We start from the raw sequence: 15,996 nt of genomic DNA, 5'->3' as shown, positions 1-15,996 counted from the left end.
TTCTATATAATGGGAATGATTAGCTTGACTTGTGCACCATGATTACTATTTTCTAAGTGCATAGTTCCATTATGAAGTTTCATGACGCGCTTGACGAAAGATAAACCAAGTCCATAGTGACTTTCTTGAGAGGGTGTTCTTGCTTGGTCATCTTTATAGAAAAGATTTCCAGCATTTTGTAATATGTTTTTTGAAAAACAAGATTGGTTATTCCATATAGTTAGAACTAATTGACTATTTTCTTGTGAAATTGTTAGGTGGATTTGTGCATCATTCTCTTTTTGATGTTGTATTGCATTATTAATAATATTTGTGATTGCTCGGAAAAATAGATTGGAATGAATTGCAATTTGTGTTGATGGATTTACTGTGTTTGTAAAAACAAAGTGTGTATTTCTAGGAAGTAAAGGTGTGATATGTTCCTTTAATTGATGAGTTACTTGTTTAATTGATATGTTTTCAAGTTGAATATCATGGTCATAAAAAGTTTTGGAGTATTGGATGAAGTGGTTGAAATACTCATTTAACTGAATACTTGCTTGCTCCAGATCTTTTAGGCATTCCATTACTTGGGGTGTTTGTTTGGTAGATTGTAGGAATTCAGCATTTCCTCTGATGACAGTTAGAGGAGTTCGAAGATCATGTGCAGCGCTAGATACTTGAAACATGAGTTCTTTTTTTTGTTCTTTTTCATTTTCAATCCTATTTTTTATATCAGATTGCATTTTTTCGATCAGATCATTTGTTTCAATAAATTCTTTAATCTGAAAATGCTGATGATTATTTTTGTTGAAATATAGACCACTATGATAAACCATGTTCATTTCTTTTTGAATCTTGGTTAATAATTGTCGAATATTTGTTACAATGATAAGAATTAAAATGATGCAAAGATAAATCCAAGAACTGACGCTAAAAAATAAAGCAAAGAAATTGGCATTTTTCTCATTGATTCCAGATACAGAAGATAGAAGAGCTGGGACTATGTAAAAAAGTAAAAGACATAAAAGAAATTGCCAAATGATTGTAAGATAAGTACGCTTAATGAGTTGCTTGATTGTCATTTCTTTTGCCATTTGTATCCTCCTCCCCAAACCGTTTTGATAGGATCAATTTGATGAGCCTTAAATTTTTGTCTGATTTGATAGATGTATTCGGTGATTGACCGTAGCTGTACATCAGAGCTTACAGGATAGAGGTAATCGTAAAGTTCCTCTGCGCTAAATATTCGGTTCTCATTTTTAGCTAAAAGATAAAGTAGATCAAATTCTCGCTTAGTTAGAGAAATGCTCTTGGATTGATAATAAACTTCTTGACTATCTCGATAAAAAGTTATATCTGAAATCAATTCTTCTTTAGAGGCAGGGTGAGATCTTTCCTCTCTACGAAGATGCATTTGAATTCTTGCAATCAATTCCTTAATGCTGAATGGTTTTGTGATGTAATCATCTGCTCCAGCTTGTATCCCCTTTAGTAAATCTTCTTCAAAATTTTTAGCGGTTAGAAACAGGATTGGAGTAGTAATTTGTGAACGAATGGAGCGACAAATCTCTAAACCAGAAATAGGCATCATGACGTCAAGTAAAATCAGATCGAATCCAGTAAAGTCGCAGATGTCGATTTCTTCTGTATTTGACCGAGTTTCTACGTTAAAGTTGTTTGCTTCTAATGCATTCACTATTAATCGTAAGATTTTTTCATCATCATCAATTGCTAAAATTTTATACTTCATAGTTCCTCCAATTACTTGTGTATATTATAGCAAACATAAAAAGTAATTTGTTAGAAATGAAAAAATAATTATAAAAATGTTTATTCTGATTTTTTCCTGATATTCGCCTGATATACTTGCTCCAAGTGAAGGTGAAATTTCACAAAAAGTTAGAAGGGAAAAGAAGGAATGATAACAATTCAAAATCTACATAAGGAATATAATAATAAAATTGTTCTGAAAAATGTGTCTTTCAAAGCTAAGAAAGGAGAGGTAACTGGATTGATTGGACCAAATGGTTCTGGGAAATCGACTTTAATCAGAATTTTACTTGGTTTAGAAAATAGTCAAACAGGAATGGCATTGATCAATGGCAAAAAATACTCGCAATTGGGTAATAATCCTTTTTGTATTGTTGGATCATTCCTCGATAGTTGCCAACCTTATCCAACAAGAACAGGATTTCAGCATCTTCGGTGGATTGGCTTGGCTTGTGGTGTTGACAGAAATAGGTGCAAGGAATGTTTAGACTTGGTGGGGTTAAGTGAAGCTAGAAATAAAAAAGTAAAAGACTATTCATTAGGAATGAAGCAACGTCTTGGATTAGCAACAGCCTTATTAGCAAAGCCTGACATCTTAATTTTAGATGAACCAATCAATGGACTAGATCCAGAGGGGATACGCTGGGTACGCAATTTTTTACAATCTTTTGTCAGTGAAGGTAAAACTGTATTAATGACAAGTCATTATATGAGTGAGTTAGAATTAACTGTAGATCATTTAGTTGGTATTTCTAATGGGAAGATCGTTATTGATGCTCCTACAAAAGATATTTTGAAACAGTTTGGCTCTTTTGAGGAAGCATATTTTAAAGCGCTCGAAGGGAAAGAAGGTGAATAATATGTTAAAGCGTTCCTTTTTTAGTGACCTTTATAAATATAGTAGCTTACCTACTTTTAAAATAACTTTTTCTCTTATTTTGGGAGTCAGCATATTTTTTACAATTCAAAATATTCAGGTGATAAATGCCTTAGTAGAAGGAAATGGACGGGAAGTAAACCTTGATCCATCTATCTTATCATCGAATTCAGTCTATACAGTCAGGGATGCTCTCTTATCTTCACCCTACCAAGCTAGTGTTATTTTCTTGCCAATTCTGGTTTCACTTGTTTATTCAACCCATTATCAATTTGGTGATAATTATTTTACTCAGTTAATAATTCCTAACTGGAAAGTTCGACTTACTGGTTTTATTGCTAGTTCGATTGTCTTATCACTACTTTCTACTGTAATATTTTCGATAGTAAATGCTGTTGTTTTACTCATTTTTCTAGATTCTACTTTAAAGAACTATATAGAATTTACTTTGTTTTTAGATGTTACGGTAAGAGTTATGATATTTGCGATTGTCCTCACTTTATTAGCTATATTTTTAGTAAGAGTCACAAAAAAATCCATTTCATCATTAATTGCAATCGTTTTATTATTAGTAATCACTCTATCAGGTATTCTAAGAGGACTTTCTTCTAACATAGAGAATCTATTGCCTTTGATTGGAGCAAAGTCATTTGCTTTTGGTCGAATTGAAGGGACTCAAACGAGCCAATTGTATGGATTTACTCTTTTAGTAGTAGAAGGAGTCGTATTCTTGGTATTGATAATTGTTGTAGAAATGATTCGAATGAGGAGGAAGAATGGCAAGAATATTTATCAGTCTTATCGTCAAAAAATATAGCTTAAAACCCGTAAAGTACCAGATAGCTATACAGTCAATTTTGGTAGGATTTGTGTGCCTACTAAGTGTGTTACCAGTTGCAATCAATGGTAGAATTGTAGAATTATCTTTAAAGCAAGCTCTTGTTTTTGCATCAATGTTCTCTGTTGCTATTGGGTGTGTTAATGCATTTGTAGACTTACAATCACATGAAACAAAATTAGTTTATTTGGTGAGTGGAAAAAGGATCTTAAGTTCAACGAGTATCCTGTTCGTAGAGTTATTTGATGTGTTACTACAATCAACTTTATATTTCATTGTACTGCATATATGGTTTCATTTTTTAAGTAGCGAAAATGGTGTCGGTTTAGAAATTTTCAGTTTCTATTTGATTGGTTCCATCCAATACTTTTTAATTTCTTACTTTTTAAGTTATTTTTTCAAAAGTCCAATGGGGAGTTTAGCTATTTTGTTGCTATTTCCTATTTTGTTACAACCTTTCATAGAAAGAGTAGTGGAACCAATGACTAGTTATCTATTTTATAATATTGTTGCGGATACAATACTAGGGAGAGCTTCCTACCTGCAACTATGTGTTTATGCTCTTGAATTGGTGTTTTCACTTGGAGCAACTCTTTACCTTTTGATAAAGAATCAAGAAGTTAAGTAGTAAAGTGGTCTCATAAAAATGATGCTGATGAACAAGCTTTACTAATTCTGTAATTCATTGACGTTGACGTTTATTACGTATTGTATTGTTTTAGAATAAAAGACAAGACTATCGAAGTAATTTCGAGAGTCTTGTTTAGTTTTCACTTCTAATATGAGTTCATTTAATTATTTTGTAATTTAAAGATGTACTTATTTACTGGATTATTTTGTTACATCTTTTATTCCCCTTTTATTCCCCAACTCAGAGAATTCTGGTGATTTATGGTAAAATAAGGTCTATATATGTGAGGACAAAGAGATGATCAATAGAATTACAGACAACAAATTTAAACTCGTATCCAAGTACCAACCTTCTGGGGATCAACCGCAAGCTATTGAACAGTTAGTAGATAATATCGAGGGTGGTGAGAAGGCGCAAATCCTGATGGGAGCGACTGGTACGGGGAAGACCTATACCATGAGCCAGGTCATTGCTCAAGTTAATAAACCAACCCTAGTCATCGCCCACAATAAAACTCTTGCAGGCCAGCTCTACGGGGAGTTTAAGGAATTTTTCCCTGAAAATGCCGTCGAGTACTTCGTATCTTACTATGATTACTACCAGCCAGAAGCCTATGTGCCATCGAGCGATACCTACATCGAAAAAGATAGCTCGGTCAATGATGAAATTGATAAGCTTCGTCACTCCGCGACTTCAGCACTCTTAGAGCGTAACGATGTCATCGTTGTAGCATCTGTATCTTGTATCTACGGTTTGGGTTCGCCTAAGGAATACGCTGATAGCGTCGTAAGTCTGCGTCCGGGTCTTGAGATTTCTCGAGATAAACTGCTCAATGACTTGGTTGATATTCAGTTCGAACGCAATGACATTGATTTTCAGCGTGGAAGATTCCGTGTTCGTGGGGATGTGGTGGAGATTTTCCCAGCCTCTCGTGATGAGCATGCCTTTCGTGTAGAGTTTTTTGGAGATGAAATTGATCGTATTCGTGAAGTCGAAGCTTTAACTGGTCAAGTTCTCGGCGAAGTGGATCATTTGGCGATTTTCCCAGCGACTCACTTTGTGACCAATGATGACCACATGGAAGTAGCTATTGCTAAGATTCAGGCTGAATTGGAGGAGCAGTTAGCTATCTTTGAAAAAGAAGGTAAACTCCTTGAAGCGCAACGCTTGAAACAACGGACAGAGTACGATATCGAGATGTTGCGTGAGATGGGCTATACAAATGGTGTCGAAAACTACTCACGTCACATGGATGGACGAAGTGAAGGAGAACCACCTTATACGCTTCTTGATTTCTTCCCAGATGATTTCCTGATTATGATAGATGAGAGTCACATGACTATGGGGCAAATCAAGGGCATGTACAATGGTGACCGTTCGCGTAAGGAAATGTTGGTTAATTATGGTTTCCGTTTGCCATCTGCCTTGGATAATCGTCCTCTTCGTCGTGAAGAGTTTGAAAGTCATGTTCATCAGATTGTCTATGTTTCAGCGACACCTGGTGATTATGAGATGGAACAAACGGACACCGTTATTGAGCAAATCATTCGTCCGACTGGTCTTTTGGATCCAGAAGTGGAAGTCCGTCCGACTATGGGACAAATTGATGATCTTTTGGGTGAAATCAATGCCCGTGTTGAAAAGAACGAACGGACCTTTATTACAACCTTGACCAAGAAAATGGCAGAAGACTTGACTGACTACTTCAAAGAAATGGGCATCAAGGTCAAATACATGCACTCGGATATCAAGACTTTAGAGCGTACGGAGATTATCCGTGACCTGCGATTGGGAGTATTTGATGTCTTGGTCGGGATTAATCTCCTTCGTGAAGGGATTGACGTACCTGAAGTAAGTTTAGTTGCCATTCTCGATGCTGACAAGGAAGGCTTCCTTCGTAATGAGCGTGGACTCATTCAGACCATTGGTCGTGCTGCTCGTAATAGCGAAGGGCATGTGATCATGTATGCTGATACTATGACTCAATCTATGCAAAAAGCCATCGATGAAACGGCCCGCCGTCGTCAGATTCAGATGGCTTATAATGAAGAACACGGTATCGTGCCACAAACTATTAAGAAGGAAATCCGTGATCTTATTTCTGTTACCAAAACTGTGGCTAAAGAAGAGGACAAGGAAGTCGATATCAATAGCCTTAACAAACAAGAACGCAAAGAATTGGTCAAGAAACTGGAAAAACAAATGCAAGAAGCCGTCGAAGTGCTTGACTTTGAACTGGCTGCTCAGATTCGTGATATGATGTTGGAAGTCAAGGCGTTGGATTAGATAGGATAAAGCGAATGAAGATTATCATTAAAACAATGGAGACTCCTGAAGAGGTAGAAGGGAAATCCCTCGTTCATTGGCAAACGTGGAGAGAGGCTTATGACGATCTTTTACCTGCGGAATTTCAGGAGACGATGACATTAGAAAGATGTCGATTCTTTAGTCAAAAATATCCAGAAAATACCTTGATTGCTATGGATGGAAAGCAGGTCATTGGATTTATCAGCTATGGAAATTTTCGTGATGAAGCCATTCAAGCTGGTGAAATCATAGCCTTATATGTTTTAAAAGATTACTATGGAAAAGGTGTGAGTGAACAGCTAATGCATGCTGCATTTGTTGCTCTCGATCATTTCTCTGAAATTTATTTATGGGTATTGAAAGATAATGAGCGAGCCATTGCTTTCTATCAAAAAATAGGTTTTACTTTCGATGGCCAAGAAAAAATACTTAAACTTGGAAAACCTGTTAAGGAATTGCGGATGATGTGTTCTTCAAATAAAAATTCCTAAAGTAAGTATCTATCAATCTTTGAACCATTATCAATTAATCAAGTATAAAAAGTGAAATAGATAGAATGAAACAAAGAGATGAAGGAGAAGACGAATGAAAATTCTAGTCATCAATGGACACCCTGATAAGGAAAGTTACTGTCAGGCTATTTTTCAAACCATTGTAGAAAATATTGACTCAGGTCGCCATGAACTTGAAGTCATCAACCTTAATGAAGAGGACTTTGATCCTGTTTTACGTTATGGCTATCGAAAACGTATGGAAGAAGATTCTTTTATCCTTCGTTCCCAAGAATTAATCCAGTGGGCGGATCACCTGATCTTTGTTTATCCCATCTGGTGGAGTAGTATGCCGAGCCTTATGAAGGGCTGGATTGACCGGGTCTTTACACCGGGGATTGCTTACTCTGCTAACGATCAGGGGAGTTTTATCTGGAATTACCTCAGAGGCAAGCAGTTTAAAAAGTTATTAAAAGGGAAAACAGCCAGTATTTACGCAACTTCCATGGCGCCCACTTGGTGGTACAAAATCTTTTCGGGTCCTTTCAACATTCCAGACAGCTATGGTATCTCTGTTTTGAAAAATGCCGTCTTGAACCATTGTGGGATTAAAACCAAGCGTGTCAGCATTTTGGGAGAAGTCGGCCGGGATGTGAATACAGCAAGTATGCGTGAAGAGCATCTCCAAAAAGTAGCAGAAGAAGTTAAAAACTATCATGAAACAAAAAAATAAGAGACAGAAAACATTAAAAAAACACCAGAAATCAAAGCGAAAGCTTGGTCTACTAGACCGCATGAATCTGTGATTTGTGCAACATTCAACAATTGCCTGGATCCTTGATGCAAGCGTTCTGTTCTTTTCTGCTCTAGGAATATTATATCTATTGTACGGAACAACCATTATTTCAAGTCCCTATCGGGAACTGGATTATAGTTTTCCACTTTATTTAAATATCGTTTTTTTGGTGAATGCATCTTATCATTCTTTCCTTCGTACCTTTAGGAAAGACTGGATTTCCTTGCAAAATTTTGCAAAAATGTTATTATATCTTAACGGAATTGCTTGTGTATTACAGTTAACGATTGGGATGACCTCTAAAAGAGGAAGAAGATTACTTCCGATATGGGCATTAGACTATCGCTATATCTGGTTTCCCCTCGTTACTTATTTTATTTTCTTTCTATTGCCTATTGTGACAATTATAATTTCCAAGCATATTGAAAAGAAAAAGGAGGAAGAAAATAATGGGGAAAATACATTCAAATAAAAGTAACTCAAATACAAAAAAGAATCGCCCAAGGAACGAAAGTTTTCGGCTTTGGATGGATTCTCATAAATTATTAGGTTTCTTCTTGGTATTTGGTCTAATCTTAGGAATAGGGCTAGGTGTTACCCTTGTTTTTAAACTCCTTCCTATTCCGTTGCCCTACAGAGATATCAACTATAGTTTTCCAATATATATAAATATTTTTTGTCTGGTGTATCGATTATTTGACTATTGGTTCCTAGACTTGACTAGGACAAGAATGACGATAAAAAGATATGCAGATTTATTTATCTATCTTAATAGTATCGGTTTAATAGTTCATCTCTTTATTGGGATTGGTGGGAAAAATAGTAAAGGAATTTTGCCTTCTCTCTTATCCCTAGATCACCGCTACATCTGGTTTCCTATTGCAACTTATATGATCTTTTTCAGTTTGGCATCTATTATAACTCTAGTAATGAATTATATTGAAAAGAAAAGGAGTTAATCATGATAAAACATCTAACTATATTTAGGGTAATTTACCTTCTGTTCCTGTTATTCGCCCTTATTCATTTTATCTTAGGATTGTTTGGCTTAGCCTTTACGCCAGTCTTGTGGAATTTCTGGTTCTTTGGTCTTTGTTTAACCCTATTTATCCATCCGTGGACTATCTTTTATAAATCTAGAATCTTTCAATGGCATCATCTGATTTTTCAAGCTCTCAGCGGATTCGTTGCTCTCATAATCTGGTTTATGATATTTTTCTTTTTCTCCACGGTTCCAGATTCATCTATGCCTATCAATTTAGACTACTATGTGATTAGGGAAAAAAATGAAATCAGAATCATCAGAGGATTCTTACTCCATGAAATTCATGAATATCATGACTTAGTTAATCCTTTGATTATGAAATCTAAAGTTAAGTATGTAGAAAAAAATTAAACATTAGAAAGTGAGTCCTATGTCTCGAGCACAATTAACCATTTTAACTAATATTTGCCTGATTGAAGACCTTGAAAATCAGCGCGTAGTCATGCAGTATCGTTCACCCGAAAGCAATCGCTGGTCTGGCTATGCTTTTCCAGGAGGCCATGTTGAAGATGGAGAGGCTTTTGCAGAATCTGTTATTCGTGAAATTTATGAGGAAACAGGTCTAACGATTCAAAATCCTCAACTTGTCGGCATTAAAAATTGGCCACTAGATACAGGTGGCCGCTATATTGTCGTTTGTTATAAGGCGACTGAGTTCTCTGGTACCCTTCGTTCTTCAGATGAAGGAGAAGTTTCTTGGGTGCAAAAAAACCAGATTCCAAACTTGGATCTGGCCTATGATATGTTACCTTTGATGGAGATGATGGACGCTCCTGATAAGTCAGAATTTTTCTACCCTCGCCGTACAGAAGATGGATGGGAAAAGAGAACTTTTTAATCCTTTACCAAATATCCTAATTTGTCCAAGGCCTTCTCAATATAGAGGAGGTCTTGTTCGTTTTCAGCTTCGACTAGGTGATAATGGACGCCATCTGTTAATTCAGAAAGTGGTCTAAAGTCAGACCGTTCGACTTGCTCTAAAAAATGCTGAACGTCACGGCGACAAGAGAGTTTGAGCAAGGTTTCAATTTCTCCGTAGACAGGATGATCAATCAAGGTATTCTGAACACGTCCTCCATTATCGACGATAGCTAGAAGTTCTTGACCGATTTCTTCCATCTCGTGCTTTACTTTAAACAGCTTGTGAACATACGGATTGGTTTTGCTTTCTTTATAAATATAGCCACGATTGGTTGATAAGATAGGAGCACCGTCTGCACGAAGAACAGCAATGTCCTGAACAATAATCTGGCGAGTTACATGAAAACGGTCTGCTAAGCTTTTTCCGTTTAGAGGTTTTTGAGCTTCTTTTAAGAGTTGTAAAAGGATTTCTTTTCTATTTTTTGTCATAGTTTCTTTCTTAATGACGTTTTTTTAATGCTTTATAAACAGCTAAGGCTAAGTAATAGTCTACCATACTATGAATAATTGTACCAATACCGACCAAGACAAATAAGACATAGAACATATTTTCTACATTTGTTCCAGTTCCTGCATAAAAGATAATACATGCAAAAACTTCGGCGATGGCATGAACCAAACCTAGGATAAAGTTAAAAATCAAAGAGGATTTAGGATTATCTAAGGTTTGAGGATGTTTTTGAAGATAGAAGGCTCCCAAAGTTCCGAAAAAGATATGGGAAAAAGCTCGAAGTACAATGACAATTGGATAACCAGCCATGAGGAATCCTAGGCTAGAAGCTATAATGACAAAAATTGCCATCCAGGGAGAAAGAAACATAGCGATAAAAATAGCAACGTGACTTCCTAGAGTGTAAGAAGCGGGAGGAATGACAATTTTAAAGGGCATCACCAAAGGAATCAAAATAGCGATAGCGGTTAGCAATGCGGTCAAGGTCATGAATTGTGTTTTCTTTTGTGTATTCATAATAACTCCTTTTTATCTGTATATACAGTTGTATAGTACAATAAAAAATCAAGAAAGTCAAGAGGCAAAATTGATTTTAGAGAAGATTATTTTTAAGTGAGGAAAAAGAATGCTAAAAAGAATCAATAAAATTTTAAAAAAATAAGCAAAAACTCTTGCACTAATCAAAGTAGTGTGGTATACTTATAAACGGTTTGAAAAAACTGCCTAAGACAGTAGGGGAGCTCGACTCATAAATATCCTACCGAGGACAAAACGTATCATTTAAAAAGAAGCGTATTGTACTTTCGTGTCTAGGTTTGGGCGCGTTTTTCTTTTGGGAAAATTCCCCAAGCAAAATAATTACGGAGGTGAACACACTAATGAGTGAAGCAATTATTGCTAAAAAAGCGGAACTAGTTGACGTAGTAGCTGAGAAAATGAAAGCTGCTGCATCAATCGTCGTTGTAGATGCTCGTGGTTTGACAGTTGAACAAGATACAGTTCTTCGTCGTGAGCTTCGTGGAAGCGAAGTTGAGTACAAAGTTATCAAAAACTCAATCTTACGTCGTGCAGCTGAACAAGCTGGACTTGGAGAATTGGCATCTGTTTTTGTTGGACCATCTGCTGTAGCATTTTCGAACGAAGATGTTATCGCACCAGCGAAAATCTTGAACGACTTTGCTAAAACTGCTGACGCACTTGAAATCAAGGGTGGTGCAATCGAAGGCGCTGTCGCATCAAAAGAAGAAATCGTTGCTCTTGCAACTCTTCCAAACCGCGAAGGACTTCTTTCTATGCTCCTTTCTGTACTTCAAGCGCCAGTGCGCAACGTTGCTCTTGCAGTCAAAGCGGTTGCAGAAAGCAAAGAAGACGCAGCTTAATCTTAAGCTACGCAGCGTAGCCTAGCTACGAAAAAAATAAAAAACTAATTTTAAAACTTATTTGGAGGAAATAACAATGGCATTGAACATTGAAAACATTATTGCTGAAATTAAAGAAGCTTCAATCCTTGAATTGAACGACCTTGTAAAAGCTATCGAAGAAGAATTTGGTGTAACTGCAGCTGCTCCTGTAGCTGTAGCTGCTGCTGGTGGTGCTGAAGAAGCTGCTAAAGATTCATTTGACGTTGAATTGACAGCTGTAGGCGACAAAAAAGTCGGCGTTATCAAAGTTGTACGTGAAATCACTGGTCTTGGTCTTAAAGAAGCTAAAGAACTTGTTGATGGTGCACCAGCACTTGTTAAAGAAGGTGTTGCAGCAGCAGAAGCTGAAGAACTTAAAGCTAAATTGGAAGAAGCAGGAGCTTCAGTTACTCTTAAATAATAGAGCAACTACTTTAGTAGCTTAAAAACATGATTAAACCGCTATTCTTAGGAGTAGCGGTTTTTCTTTTTGTTCGAGAAGGGGCAAAAAAGGGAACAGATCATTATTTTGTGTATCTATATCTAATTTATTTTGTAAGTTTCCTAATAAAATAATTTTACTTTTTTATTCCTTTTTGATATAATAGACGACAAGAAAGAATATCTTATCAGTAAATCCTAAGCGAGCCTGTGGTAGTGAGAGTCAGGTGATTGAGGGATGAGTGTGGCGCTTTTGGTATATTTTTTATAAATAATGAAGTAATAAATTAGGGTGGAACCGCGTTTCTGACGCCCCTAGGTCACTTGACTTAGGAGCAAAGACACGGTTCTTTTTGTATTCTAGGTCGCAAGAAATTAATTTTAATTAAGGAGTATTCAATGTCTAAGAAATTAACATTTTACTGTGTCAGTGGCAGAGACCTCCTTACAGTCGGACTGCCTTACGCTCAGTACTAGGGTGTCTGAGCTAGACGCAGTACTAACTCGTCTTGCCTCGTATAATCGACGAGGCAGACTCGTGTCGCAAGAAATTAGATAAAAAAGGAGTTAATAATGTCTAAAAAACTAACCTTCCAAGAGATTATCTTGACTTTGCAACAATACTGGAATGATCAGGGTTGTATGCTTATGCAGGCTTATGATAATGAAAAAGGTGCGGGAACCATGAGTCCTTACACTTTCCTTCGTGCCATTGGTCCTGAACCATGGAATGCAGCTTATGTTGAGCCTTCTCGTCGTCCAGCAGATGGACGTTATGGAGAAAACCCAAACCGTCTTTACCAACACCACCAATTCCAAGTGGTTATGAAACCATCGCCTTCAAACATCCAAGAACTCTACCTTGAGTCATTGGAAAAATTAGGAATCAATCCTTTGGAACATGATATCCGCTTTGTTGAAGATAACTGGGAAAACCCATCAACTGGTTCAGCTGGTCTTGGTTGGGAAGTTTGGCTTGATGGTATGGAAATCACTCAGTTTACTTATTTCCAACAAGTAGGTGGATTGGCAACAGGGCCTGTAACTGCTGAGGTAACTTATGGTTTGGAACGTTTGGCTTCTTATATCCAAGAAGTAGACTCAGTTTACGATATCGAGTGGGCTCCTGGTGTTAAATACGGAGAAATTTTCCTTCAACCTGAATACGAGCATTCAAAATACAGCTTTGAAGTTTCAGATCAAGACATGCTTCTTGAAAACTTCGAAAAATTTGAAAAAGAAGCTGGACGTGCATTAGAACTAGGTCTTGTGCATCCAGCCTACGACTACGTTTTGAAATGTTCACATACCTTCAACTTGCTTGATGCTCGTGGAGCAGTTTCAGTTACAGAACGTGCTGGTTATATCGCCCGTATCCGTAACTTAGCCCGTGTCGTAGCTAAAACATTCGTAGCAGAACGCAAAAAACTTGGATACCCACTTCTTGACGAAGCTACACGCGCAAAACTCCTAGCAGAAGAGGAAGAATAGACAGAATTACAGGAATAAATGACTGAAAGTCGACCGTAGGTCGCTAAATAAAACAAGACCGCTGTAGTGAAAGTCGGATAAGAAGTTTCTTATTCGACTGGGGAACTGACGAGACTTAAGGCTTGGCAGTTAGCAATGAAACCGAAGGTTTGCTTGCGTCCCCCACTACTAAAGGTCTTGTTGAAGAAAATTAATTTTGTAAAGGAAAAAACATGACAAAAAACTTATTAGTAGAACTAGGACTCGAAGAGTTACCTGCCTACGTTGTCACACCAAGTGAAAAACAACTAGGCGAAAAAATGGCAGCCTTCTTGGATAATAACCGTCTTTCATACGAAGGGATTCAAACCTTCTCAACTCCACGTCGTTTGGCTGTTCGCGTACTTGGTTTGGCAGACCAACAAACGGATTTGACTGAAGATTTTAAAGGACCTTCTAAAAAAATTGCTTTGGATGCAGAAGGAAATTTCTCTAAAGCAGCGCAAGGCTTTGTCCGTGGAAAAGGCTTAACTGTGGATGATATTGAATTCCGTGAAATTAAAGGTGAAGAATATGTTTACGTGACCAAACATGAAGCTGGAAAACCAGCTGAGGAAGTTTTGGCTGGAATTCCAGAAGTTTTGGCTAGTTTAAGCTTCCCAGTAAGTATGCACTGGGCAAACAATACCTTTGAATATATCCGTCCAGTCCATACATTGACAGTTCTTTTGGATGATGTGGCACTCGATATGGATTTCTTAGATATTCACTCAGGAAGAGTCAGTCGTGGACATCGTTTCCTTGGTCACGAAGTAGAAATTCAGCATGCTGACAGCTATGAAGAAGACCTGCGCAGAGTTTATGTTATTGCTGATAGCACTGAACGCGAAAATATGATTCGTGAGCAAATTAAGGCTATTGAAGCTGAAGAAGGTGTTCAGGTACAAATTGATGAAGGACTCTTGAATGAAGTTCTGAATTTGGTTGAATACCCAACTGCCTTCATGGGGAATTTTGATCCTAAGTACCTAGAGGTTCCAGAAGAGGTTTTGGTCACTTCAATGGAGACTCATCAACGCTACTTTGTAGTTCGTGACCTTGATGGAAATCTAAAACCAAACTTTATTTCTGTTCGTAACGGAAATGCAGAGTATTTGAATAATGTCATCCGAGGAAATGAGAAAGTCTTAGTTGCGCGTCTTGAAGATGGTGAATTTTTCTGGCGTGAAGACCAAAAATTGAAGATTGAAGATCTTGTAGCTAAATTATCACACGTTACCTTCCATGAAAAGATTGGTTCACTTCGTGAACACATGATTCGTACTGGGCAAATTGCTATCCTTTTGGCAGAAAAAGCTGGTCTATCAGTCGATGAATCTATTGATCTTGCTCGTGCTGCAGCCATTTATAAATTTGACCTCTTAACCGGTATGGTTGGTGAATTTGATGAGCTTCAAGGGATCATGGGTGAGAAGTATGCGCTTCTTGCAGGTGAAAATGCTGCAGTGGCACAAGCTATCCGTGAACACTACCTTCCAGATTCTGCAGATGGTGCTCTCCCTGAGTCTAAAGTCGGAGCTATCCTTGCACTAGCTGATAAATTGGATACTCTTTTGTCCTTCTTCTCTGTTGGCTTGATTCCATCTGGTTCAAATGACCCTTATGCTCTTCGTCGTGCAACACAAGGGATTGTCCGTATCTTGGAAGACTTTGGATGGAATATTCCAATGGACGAATTGATTGCTAGCCTTTATGCTTTATCATTTGATAGCCTAACTTACGATAATCAAGAAGAAGTGCTTAACTTCATCAAAGCTCGTGTTGATAAGATGATGGGTTCTACTGCAAAAGATATTAAAGAGGCTGTTCTAGCAAGTTCAAACTTTGTTGTTGCAGATATGATTGAAGCAGCAGAAGCCTTAACTGAAGCTGCAAAAACTGAAAACTACAAATCATCAGTTGAATCATTATCTCGTGCCTTTAATCTAGCGGAAAAAGCAGAAGGCTCAGTCAAAGTTGATACTAGCCTCTTTGAAAATGAACAAGAAAAAGAACTAGCTCAAGCTGTCGAAAGTCTTGAATTGAAAGGTTCAGCTAACGATAAATTGACGCAACTATTTGCCCTTAGTCCTGTTATTGATGCTTTCTTTGACAATACTATGGTTATGGCAGAGGATGTTGATGTTAAGAATAATCGTCTAGCTATTCTAACTGAACTTGTGAATAAAGCGAAAACAGTCGCTGCTTTTAATCTTCTTAATACAAAATAGAAATTAAATAGTAGATTGGAGGTCCAAATATGACACCAGAAAAAATCGCTCGTATTAATGAGCTTGCGAAAAAGAAAAAAACAGAAGGCTTGACTGCAGAAGAAAAAGTAGAACAAGCTAAACTTCGTGAGGAATATATTGAAGGCTATCGTCGTTCAGTTCGTCATCACATTGAAGGAATCAAAATCGTAGATGACGATGGAAATGATGTGACTCCTGAAAAACTTCGTCAGGTACAACGTGAAAAGGGTTTGCATGGTCGAAGTCTTGACGATCCAAATTCATAAGCTAAATAAAACCTCGGTT

The 15,996-nt window shown here is 37.3% G+C and carries 19 protein-coding genes and 1 other annotated feature; of the genes, 15 read left to right on the top strand and 4 right to left on the bottom strand.

Features of this window, described 5'->3' with window-relative positions; translation table 11 throughout:
• Window positions 1–2 precede the first annotated feature (2 nt).
• Both O3633_RS01900 and O3633_RS01895 read right to left on the bottom strand, forming a co-directional pair.
• Window positions 3–1,076, bottom strand: coding sequence for a sensor histidine kinase (locus O3633_RS01900; RefSeq protein ID WP_371620189.1), 1,074 nt, complete (start codon window positions 1,074–1,076; stop codon window positions 3–5).
• Window positions 1,061–1,732 carry a response regulator transcription factor gene (locus tag O3633_RS01895; RefSeq protein WP_049530491.1) on the bottom strand — a complete coding sequence of 224 codons (672 nt, stop codon included), beginning with the start codon at window positions 1,730–1,732 and terminating at the stop codon, window positions 1,061–1,063. The genes O3633_RS01900 and O3633_RS01895 overlap by 16 nt, the downstream gene beginning before the upstream one ends.
• Window positions 1,733–1,900: 168 nt before the next feature.
• Here O3633_RS01895 and O3633_RS01890 point away from each other — a divergent pair, with 168 nt between their 5' ends.
• The 10 genes from O3633_RS01890 (at window position 1,901) to O3633_RS01845 (ending at window position 9,575) form a co-directional block, all read left to right on the top strand.
• Window positions 1,901–2,611 carry an ABC transporter ATP-binding protein gene (locus O3633_RS01890; RefSeq protein ID WP_371620188.1) on the top strand — a complete coding sequence of 237 codons (711 nt, stop codon included), beginning with the start codon at window positions 1,901–1,903 and terminating at the stop codon, window positions 2,609–2,611.
• A gap of 1 nt (window position 2,612) precedes the next feature.
• On the top strand, window positions 2,613–3,446 hold the full coding sequence (locus O3633_RS01885; protein ID WP_075228327.1) for a hypothetical protein: 834 nt from the start codon (window positions 2,613–2,615) through the stop codon (window positions 3,444–3,446).
• Window positions 3,406–4,095 carry a hypothetical protein gene (locus tag O3633_RS01880; RefSeq protein ID WP_371620187.1) on the top strand — a complete coding sequence of 230 codons (690 nt, stop codon included), beginning with the start codon at window positions 3,406–3,408 and terminating at the stop codon, window positions 4,093–4,095. Before O3633_RS01885 ends, O3633_RS01880 begins: the two co-directional genes overlap by 41 nt.
• Before the next feature lie 300 nt (window positions 4,096–4,395).
• Window positions 4,396–6,384, top strand: a complete 1,989-nt coding sequence (gene uvrB, locus O3633_RS01875; RefSeq protein WP_049530486.1) for an excinuclease ABC subunit UvrB — start codon at window positions 4,396–4,398, stop codon at window positions 6,382–6,384.
• A 14-nt stretch (window positions 6,385–6,398) separates the two neighbouring features.
• Entirely contained in the window at window positions 6,399–6,896 is a 498-nt protein-coding gene (locus O3633_RS01870) for a GNAT family N-acetyltransferase (RefSeq protein ID WP_371620186.1), read from the top strand.
• A gap of 94 nt (window positions 6,897–6,990) precedes the next feature.
• A complete protein-coding gene (locus O3633_RS01865; protein ID WP_049530483.1) occupies window positions 6,991–7,629 on the top strand; it encodes an NAD(P)H-dependent oxidoreductase in 639 nt (212 codons plus the stop codon).
• 76 nt (window positions 7,630–7,705) lie between these two features.
• The gene (locus O3633_RS01860) at window positions 7,706–8,164 is read left to right on the top strand and encodes a hypothetical protein (RefSeq protein ID WP_134806216.1); all 459 of its coding nucleotides are present in this window, start codon (window positions 7,706–7,708) and stop codon (window positions 8,162–8,164) included.
• Window positions 8,142–8,651: a hypothetical protein gene (locus O3633_RS01855; protein ID WP_239681989.1), complete on the top strand. Its 510-nt coding sequence runs from the start codon at window positions 8,142–8,144 to the stop codon at window positions 8,649–8,651. Before O3633_RS01860 ends, O3633_RS01855 begins: the two co-directional genes overlap by 23 nt.
• 2 nt (window positions 8,652–8,653) lie before the next feature.
• Window positions 8,654–9,088, top strand: a complete 435-nt coding sequence (locus O3633_RS01850; RefSeq protein ID WP_000589796.1) for a hypothetical protein — start codon at window positions 8,654–8,656, stop codon at window positions 9,086–9,088.
• Between the two features lie 19 nt (window positions 9,089–9,107).
• The gene (locus O3633_RS01845; RefSeq protein WP_371620185.1) at window positions 9,108–9,575 is read left to right on the top strand and encodes an 8-oxo-dGTP diphosphatase; all 468 of its coding nucleotides are present in this window, start codon (window positions 9,108–9,110) and stop codon (window positions 9,573–9,575) included.
• Here O3633_RS01845 and O3633_RS01840 read toward each other — a convergent pair.
• Entirely contained in the window at window positions 9,572–10,087 is a 516-nt protein-coding gene (locus O3633_RS01840) for a transcription repressor NadR (protein ID WP_000164965.1), read from the bottom strand. The two genes, O3633_RS01845 and O3633_RS01840, sit on opposite strands and share 4 nt — an antisense overlap.
• A 10-nt stretch (window positions 10,088–10,097) precedes the next feature.
• Window positions 10,098–10,625, bottom strand: a complete 528-nt coding sequence (locus O3633_RS01835; RefSeq protein WP_001095970.1) for an ECF transporter S component — start codon at window positions 10,623–10,625, stop codon at window positions 10,098–10,100.
• A gap of 188 nt (window positions 10,626–10,813) precedes the next feature.
• Window positions 10,814–10,949: a sequence feature (ribosomal protein L10 leader region), on the top strand.
• A gap of 38 nt (window positions 10,950–10,987) precedes the next feature.
• On the opposite strand from O3633_RS01835, the gene rplJ reads away from it, so the two are divergent.
• The 5 genes from rplJ to O3633_RS01810 all read left to right on the top strand — a co-directional run bounded on the left by rplJ (window position 10,988) and on the right by O3633_RS01810 (window position 15,977).
• Window positions 10,988–11,488, top strand: coding sequence for a 50S ribosomal protein L10 (rplJ, locus tag O3633_RS01830; RefSeq protein ID WP_049503273.1), 501 nt, complete (start codon window positions 10,988–10,990; stop codon window positions 11,486–11,488).
• A 76-nt stretch (window positions 11,489–11,564) separates the two neighbouring features.
• Window positions 11,565–11,930 (top strand): 50S ribosomal protein L7/L12, encoded by a 366-nt coding sequence (gene rplL, locus O3633_RS01825; protein WP_001196970.1) that lies wholly within the window; start codon window positions 11,565–11,567, stop codon window positions 11,928–11,930.
• Between the two features lie 593 nt (window positions 11,931–12,523).
• Window positions 12,524–13,441, top strand: coding sequence for a glycine--tRNA ligase subunit alpha (gene glyQ / locus O3633_RS01820; RefSeq protein ID WP_000038760.1), 918 nt, complete (start codon window positions 12,524–12,526; stop codon window positions 13,439–13,441).
• Between the two features lie 212 nt (window positions 13,442–13,653).
• Entirely contained in the window at window positions 13,654–15,690 is a 2,037-nt protein-coding gene (glyS, locus tag O3633_RS01815; RefSeq protein WP_371620184.1) for a glycine--tRNA ligase subunit beta, read from the top strand.
• A 29-nt stretch (window positions 15,691–15,719) separates the two neighbouring features.
• Complete coding sequence (locus tag O3633_RS01810; RefSeq protein ID WP_371620183.1) at window positions 15,720–15,977, top strand: DUF896 family protein; 258 nt, start codon at window positions 15,720–15,722, stop codon at window positions 15,975–15,977.
• Window positions 15,978–15,996: the final 19 nt, after the last annotated feature.

The sequence above is a fragment of the Streptococcus sp. 27098_8_22 genome (assembly GCF_041432415.1).
Taxonomy (GTDB): domain Bacteria; phylum Bacillota; class Bacilli; order Lactobacillales; family Streptococcaceae; genus Streptococcus; species Streptococcus pseudopneumoniae_M.
Note: the sequence above shows the minus strand (reverse complement) of the source record. Positions and strands in the feature narration are given on the sequence as shown.

Bases quoted from the DNA above. Each gene is read 5' to 3' on its own strand.
- O3633_RS01900 (WP_371620189.1), bottom strand. From the start codon at position 1,076: ATGGCAAAAGAAATGACAATCAAGCAACTCATTAAGCGTACTTATCTT.
- O3633_RS01895 (WP_049530491.1), bottom strand. From the start codon at position 1,732: ATGAAGTATAAAATTTTAGCAATTGATGATGATGAAAAAATCTTACGA.
- O3633_RS01890 (WP_371620188.1), top strand. From the start codon at position 1,901: ATGATAACAATTCAAAATCTACATAAGGAATATAATAATAAAATTGTT.
- O3633_RS01885 (WP_075228327.1), top strand. From the start codon at position 2,613: ATGTTAAAGCGTTCCTTTTTTAGTGACCTTTATAAATATAGTAGCTTA.
- O3633_RS01880 (WP_371620187.1), top strand. From the start codon at position 3,406: ATGGCAAGAATATTTATCAGTCTTATCGTCAAAAAATATAGCTTAAAA.
- uvrB (WP_049530486.1), top strand. From the start codon at position 4,396: ATGATCAATAGAATTACAGACAACAAATTTAAACTCGTATCCAAGTAC.
- O3633_RS01870 (WP_371620186.1), top strand. From the start codon at position 6,399: ATGAAGATTATCATTAAAACAATGGAGACTCCTGAAGAGGTAGAAGGG.
- O3633_RS01865 (WP_049530483.1), top strand. From the start codon at position 6,991: ATGAAAATTCTAGTCATCAATGGACACCCTGATAAGGAAAGTTACTGT.
- O3633_RS01855 (WP_239681989.1), top strand. From the start codon at position 8,142: ATGGGGAAAATACATTCAAATAAAAGTAACTCAAATACAAAAAAGAAT.
- O3633_RS01850 (WP_000589796.1), top strand. From the start codon at position 8,654: ATGATAAAACATCTAACTATATTTAGGGTAATTTACCTTCTGTTCCTG.
- O3633_RS01845 (WP_371620185.1), top strand. From the start codon at position 9,108: ATGTCTCGAGCACAATTAACCATTTTAACTAATATTTGCCTGATTGAA.
- O3633_RS01840 (WP_000164965.1), bottom strand. From the start codon at position 10,087: ATGACAAAAAATAGAAAAGAAATCCTTTTACAACTCTTAAAAGAAGCT.
- O3633_RS01835 (WP_001095970.1), bottom strand. From the start codon at position 10,625: ATGAATACACAAAAGAAAACACAATTCATGACCTTGACCGCATTGCTA.
- rplJ (WP_049503273.1), top strand. From the start codon at position 10,988: ATGAGTGAAGCAATTATTGCTAAAAAAGCGGAACTAGTTGACGTAGTA.
- rplL (WP_001196970.1), top strand. From the start codon at position 11,565: ATGGCATTGAACATTGAAAACATTATTGCTGAAATTAAAGAAGCTTCA.
- glyQ (WP_000038760.1), top strand. From the start codon at position 12,524: ATGTCTAAAAAACTAACCTTCCAAGAGATTATCTTGACTTTGCAACAA.
- glyS (WP_371620184.1), top strand. From the start codon at position 13,654: ATGACAAAAAACTTATTAGTAGAACTAGGACTCGAAGAGTTACCTGCC.
- O3633_RS01810 (WP_371620183.1), top strand. From the start codon at position 15,720: ATGACACCAGAAAAAATCGCTCGTATTAATGAGCTTGCGAAAAAGAAA.